Here is a 4,957-nt window from a genome sequence, read left to right as displayed (position 1 = left end):
TTATAAAAACAGAGTCTAACAGTGCTTATCAGTCATCCAATAAGCTGAATCAGTGGTCGAAATATATCGCTTTATACTTATTGTCATTACCCAGATTTGTCAAATGCTCTATTTTATTTAGCATAGATTATGCTGCATCAATATCTTGCTTACTTTTGGCATTGGCATTACGACAAGGATATGTGGCACCTTACATCAGCAATATGACATTGGCGTTATATGCATTTATTCCTGTCGCCAGTTTATATTTTATGGGGTTTTATAGAGGGGCTTCTAGGGGGGTTTTTGATGCGGTAATGGGGCGTGTACTACAGCTGTTTCTATTACTTATTATCGTTTATCAAGTTCTTATTTACGTAAACCCAATGTCGATGATACCTCGATCAGTACCTATCATCTTTCTATTTCTATCTTTTATTTGGTTGTGGAATAGCAGACTGATAATACGAACCTTTTTGAAACGACTACAGAGATCAGATAAAAAGCGTAAAACAAAGGAATGCTGCGACAATGTGATTATTTATGGTGCAGGAGAGGCGGGTAGAGAGCTATTCGAGAGCTTGAAGCACTCTTATAAATACAATGTGGTGGCATATATCGATGATGATAATCATTTGGCAGGTGCTTATTTGCATGGTAAAAAAATATATGCTGAACACGAATTAATATCATTAATAGAAACCTTTAAAGTGGCACAGGTCATCTTGGCAATGCCTTCTATGGGCCGTGCTCGTAAAAAACAAATCATGGATCAGTTATCAGATATCTCTGTCAAAATAAACGACGTGCCTAGCTTGCGCGAGCTGGCTGATGAAAGAGTGACGGTCAGTCACATACGACCTATCGACATATTGGACGTACTGGGCCGAGATATCGTTGAACCTGTTGCTGAGTTGCTACAAAAAAACATCACCAATCAAAGTGTTCTTGTAACAGGGGCAGGTGGTTCGATTGGTAGTGAGTTATGTCGGCAAATTATTAAAAACAAACCTAAGTGTTTGGTGTTATACGAGCAATCTGAATATGCCTTGTACACCATAGAACAAGAGCTTAGAAATAAAAAGAAAGAAAATGTTGAATACCAAGATATTGAGATTGTCAGTATTATCGGAAGCGTGGTGAACGAAAAAAAATTAATCGATATATTCAAAAATCACCATATAAATACCATTTATCATGCTGCCGCATACAAGCATGTACCTATTGTTGAGTCCAATCCTTTTGAGGGCACAATCAACAATACCAAGGGTACTTATCATTGTGCATGTGCTGCGATGGCAGCTGGTGTTGATACCTTTGTTTTAATTTCTACTGATAAAGCTGTACGACCGACTAATGTCATGGGAGCATCAAAACGCTTGGCGGAGCTAGTCTGTCAGGGCCTTAGCCAACAGAGCAGCCATACTTGTTTTAGCATGGTACGTTTTGGCAATGTGTTGGGGTCGTCGGGATCTGTGGTACCTCTGTTTACCAAACAGATTGAGCAGGGTGGTCCGATCACTATTACTCATCCCGAAATAACCCGATATTTTATGACGATTCCAGAGGCGGCTAGCTTGGTGATTCAAGCAGGTGCAATGGCGTTTGGTGGTGAGGTGTTTGTGCTAGATATGGGCGCACCAGTAAAAATTGTGGATCTTGCTAAACGTATGATTCGTCTGACTGGCTGTGAACTAAAAGATGATGACAATCCCGATGGTGATATTGAAATTATTTTTACTGGCTTAAGACCAGGTGAAAAACTGTATGAAGAGCTAATCATTGGCGAAGATAACATTGAAAAAACCTTTCATCCGTTAATCATGCAGGCAATGGAACACAGCTTTCCCTTAGAAGATATCGAAAATATTTTGTTCGAATTTATAGAACGCTCAAAACAGCAAGATATTGTTTGGCTGAAAACTCAATTTAAGCATTTTGTAGCAGGTTATCGAGAGGATGATGCCTCCAAAAAAATAGTGAAATCTATCCCTAACATTAAATAAATCGAAGAGGTTTGTTAAAATTACGATGATAAATATAAATAATATAAAAATAGCTGTTATTGGTCTAGGGTATGTTGGCTTACCACTGGCTGTAGAGTTTGGTAAGAAACTACCTGTCATAGGCTTTGATATTAATGCCGCTCGGATAAATGAGCTGACATCAGGTGTAGACCATACTTTAGAGGTGAGTGATGATGAGCTATCAGAAGCAAAGCATCTAAGCTATAGCGCTCATATGGCAGATCTTAATGACTGTAACTTTTTTATTGTGACAGTACCCACGCCTATTGATGACTATAAGCAACCAGATCTAACGCCATTGATAAAAGCATCAACCGCGATTGGCGGTATTCTGAAGCAAGACGATATCGTGGTTTATGAGTCTACGGTCTATCCGGGTGCTACCGAAGAAGTTTGTATTCCCGTATTAGAGCAAGTATCTGGCTTAACTTTTAATCAAGGTTTTTATGCAGGCTATAGCCCAGAGCGTATTAACCCAGGTGATAAAGAGCACCGAGTCACCAATATTCTAAAAGTAACGGCTGGATCTACTCCCGAAATTGCCGATTTTGTCGATGAGGTATATAACCTTATTATCACAGCAGGAACGCATAAAGCGCCAAGTATTAAAGTAGCAGAAGCGGCAAAAGTGATAGAAAACACGCAAAGAGATGTGAACATTGCGTTAATCAATGAGTTGGCCGTTATTTTTAATAAGATGAATATTGATACCGAAGCTGTGCTTACGGCAGCGGGTACCAAATGGAACTTTTTGCCGTTTCGCCCAGGCTTGGTAGGTGGACACTGTATCGGCGTTGATCTTTACTATTTGACGCATAAAGCTCAGGCGATTGGTTATAACCCAGAGATTATACTGGCTGGTCGTCGTCTGAATGATGGCATGGGCGAATATGTCAGCACACAGCTCATTAAAACGATGATAAAGAAACGTATTCAAGTAGAGGGTGCCAAAGTATTGATACTAGGGCTAAGTTTCAAAGAAAACTGCCCTGATGTACGTAATACGAAAGTCATCGATATCGTGCATGAGCTACAAGAGTACAATATCGAAGTCGACGTTTATGATCCTTGGGTGGATGCAGCATCGGCGCAGCATGAGTATGGCGTTAACCCTATAGAGATGCCGCTCGATAACGAATATGACGGTATTGTTCTAGCCGTTGCGCATCAAGAGTTTCTTAAAATGGGTGCAGAGACGATTCGTAGCTTTGGTAAAGAGTCGCATGTTCTTTATGATCTCAAATATGTTTTTACTAATGCAGATACTGATATTCGTTTATAGACATTTTCCCTTTCTGATAAGTTATCAGCATTCAGCAATACATAAAAAGCAACATATAAAAAGCAATAAGGGTCATAACAATGACAGCATACGAAGACATCAAGCAAACTTTATTAAATGATAAAAAAGTATGGCTCATTACTGGAGTAGCGGGTTTTATCGGTTCAAACTTACTTGAAACGCTATTGTTACTCAATCAAAAAGTAGTGGGCTTAGATAACTTTGCCACAGGTTTTCAGCATAACCTAGATGAAGTGCAAGCACTAGTAAGCTCTCAGCAGTGGGCAGGCTTTACCTTTATAGAAGGTGATATCCGCAATTTAGCAGACTGCCAAACGGCCTGTACAGGTGTGGACTATGTATTGCATCAAGCCGCACTAGGTTCTGTGCCACGCTCTATCGCCGATCCTATCGCGACTAATGAGACCAATATCTCAGGGTTTTTGAATATGCTGACCGCTGCTCGTGATGCCGAAGTATCTAGCTTTACGTATGCGGCCAGTAGCTCTACCTATGGTGACCACCCTGCTTTACCCAAAGTGGAAGATGCTATTGGTAACCCGTTATCGCCTTATGCAGTAACTAAGTATGTCAATGAGTTATATGCTGATGTGTTTTCTCGCACTTATGGCTTTAATACGATTGGCCTACGTTATTTTAATATTTTTGGTAAGCGCCAAACGCCAGATGGTGCTTATGCAGCAGTAATACCGAAGTGGACGGCTGCTATGATTCAAGGTGATGAGGTATTTGTGAACGGTGATGGTGATACTAGCCGAGACTTTAATTTTATTGAAAATGCTGTACAGGCTAATATCTTGGCAGCGACAGCCAGTAGTGATGCGAAAAACCAGGTATACAACGTGGCAGTCGGTGGTCGTACCACACTCAATACATTATTTGATGCACTAAAAGAAAGCCTAAGCGATAACGGTGTGAGTTATAGCCAAGCGCCAGTGTATCGTGACTTCCGTGCTGGGGATGTACGTCATAGCCAAGCTGATATCAGTAAGATTCAGAACGCATTAGGCTATGCACCGCAGTTCGATATCATTCAAGGAATTGAAAAAGCCATGCCTTGGTACGTTAAGTCTTTGAGCTGCTAGTTGTCGTTTAATATGATAAGTAAAATCCGCACTGCACTGCAAGCTGAAGACATCAGGCGATTAATGAAAAACTTCTTTTCATTATCAGTACTCAAACTAGTAAATGCTATTTTGCCGTTTGTTACTCTGCCTTATCTTATTAAGGTGTTAGGGCTCCAGCAGTATGGTGCGATTGTACTAGGGTTATCTCTGGTTGCATATTTTCAATCAATAACCAGTTACGGTTTTAATTTATCTGCGACACGAGAAATTGCAAAACATAAAGCCAGCCGTAAGCAGCTCAGTTTTATTTATAGTAAAACGCAAACTTCAAAACTTTACTTATTACTGTTTTCACTAAGTATTTTAGTGCCAGCAATTATGCTAGTACCTCAATTTAAAGAAGACTTACCAGTATATTTATTGATGTGTTTGATGCTAGCTGGTCAAACCATGTTTCCTGAGTGGTTTTTTCGTGGTGTAGAAAAAATGGGCTACATCACTATATTGGATTTGGTCGTGAAAGGTGCCTTTACTGTCGGCGTTTTTGTATTGGTTAAATCACCAAAGGATTATTGGCTCTA

General features: G+C 40.1%; 4 protein-coding genes. All 4 read left to right on the top strand.

The window, feature by feature from the left end:
- The coding region (locus tag ACT3SX_RS13930; protein ID WP_444761791.1) for a polysaccharide biosynthesis protein at positions 1–1,985 on the top strand (1,985 nt) is incomplete at its 5' end.
- Positions 1,986–2,010: 25 nt separating this feature from the next.
- Positions 2,011–3,288, top strand: coding sequence for a Vi polysaccharide biosynthesis UDP-N-acetylglucosamine C-6 dehydrogenase TviB (tviB, locus tag ACT3SX_RS13925; protein WP_192520626.1), 1,278 nt, complete (start codon positions 2,011–2,013; stop codon positions 3,286–3,288).
- Positions 3,289–3,368: 80 nt separating this feature from the next.
- Positions 3,369–4,394 carry an NAD-dependent epimerase/dehydratase family protein gene (locus ACT3SX_RS13920; RefSeq protein WP_192520625.1) on the top strand — a complete coding sequence of 342 codons (1,026 nt, stop codon included), beginning with the start codon at positions 3,369–3,371 and terminating at the stop codon, positions 4,392–4,394.
- A 12-nt stretch (positions 4,395–4,406) separates the two neighbouring features.
- Positions 4,407–4,957, top strand: a 551-nt coding sequence (locus ACT3SX_RS13915) for an oligosaccharide flippase family protein (RefSeq protein ID WP_444526210.1), incomplete at its 3' end; no start/stop codon positions are given.

It is taken from the genome of Psychrobacter sp. AOP31-B2-9, from assembly GCF_052378005.1.
Taxonomy (GTDB): domain Bacteria; phylum Pseudomonadota; class Gammaproteobacteria; order Pseudomonadales; family Moraxellaceae; genus Psychrobacter.
Note: the sequence above shows the minus strand (reverse complement) of the source record. Positions and strands in the feature narration are given on the sequence as shown.